The sequence below is a fragment of the Buttiauxella sp. S19-1 genome (genome assembly GCF_022134725.1).
In the GTDB taxonomy this organism is placed as follows: Bacteria; Pseudomonadota; Gammaproteobacteria; order Enterobacterales; family Enterobacteriaceae; genus Buttiauxella; species Buttiauxella ferragutiae.
In genome coordinates this window covers 1-1153 of record NZ_JAHWLU010000254.1, presented here as the reverse complement: position 1 = coordinate 1153, position 1153 = coordinate 1, and the positions used below count along the sequence as shown (strand labels likewise).

The window sequence follows — 1153 nt, the reverse complement described above, 5'->3', positions numbered from 1 at the left end:
TGTCTAAAGAAAAATTTGAACGTACAAAACCGCACGTCAACGTCGGTACTATCGGCCACGTTGACCATGGTAAAACCACTCTGACTGCAGCAATCACTACCGTTCTGGCTAAAACCTACGGTGGTTCTGCTCGTGCTTTCGACCAGATCGATAACGCACCAGAAGAAAAAGCTCGTGGTATCACCATCAACACTTCCCACGTTGAATATGACACCCCGACTCGCCACTATGCGCACGTTGACTGCCCAGGGCACGCCGACTACGTTAAAAACATGATCACCGGTGCTGCTCAGATGGACGGCGCTATCCTGGTTGTTGCTGCGACTGATGGCCCAATGCCACAGACTCGTGAGCACATCCTGCTGGGTCGTCAGGTTGGCGTTCCTTACATCATCGTGTTCCTGAACAAATGCGACATGGTTGATGATGAAGAGCTGCTGGAACTGGTAGAAATGGAAGTTCGTGAACTTCTGTCTATGTACGACTTCCCAGGCGACGATACTCCAATCGTACGTGGTTCAGCGCTGAAAGCACTGGAAGGCGACGCGGATTACGAAGCTAAAATCATCGAACTGGCTGGCTTCCTGGATACTTATATCCCAGAACCAGAACGTGCTATCGACAAGCCGTTCCTGCTGCCAATCGAAGACGTATTCTCCATCTCCGGCCGTGGTACCGTTGTTACCGGTCGTGTAGAGCGCGGTATCGTTAAAGTTGGTGAAGAAGTTGAAATCGTTGGTATCAAAGATACCGTGAAATCAACCTGTACTGGCGTTGAAATGTTCCGCAAACTGCTGGACGAAGGCCGTGCTGGTGAGAACGTTGGTGTTCTGCTGCGTGGTATTAAACGTGAAGATATCGAACGTGGTCAGGTACTGGCTAAGCCAGGCTCAATCAAGCCGCACACTCAGTTCGAATCTGAAGTTTATATTCTGTCCAAAGATGAAGGCGGCCGTCATACTCCGTTCTTCAAAGGCTACCGTCCACAGTTCTACTTCCGTACAACTGACGTGACTGGTACCATCGAACTGCCAGAAGGCGTTGAGATGGTAATGCCGGGCGACAACATCAAAATGGTTGTTACCCTGATCCACCCAATCGCGATGGATGACGGTCTGCGTTTCGCAATCCGTGAAGGCGGCCGTACTGTAGG

The 1153-nt window shown here is 50.7% G+C and carries 1 protein-coding gene; it reads left to right on the top strand.

Annotation, left to right across the window (positions count from 1 at the left end):
- Window positions 1-1153: elongation factor Tu (gene tuf / locus MES37_RS24420; RefSeq protein ID WP_237932829.1), on the top strand; the 1153-nt coding region annotated here is incomplete at both ends.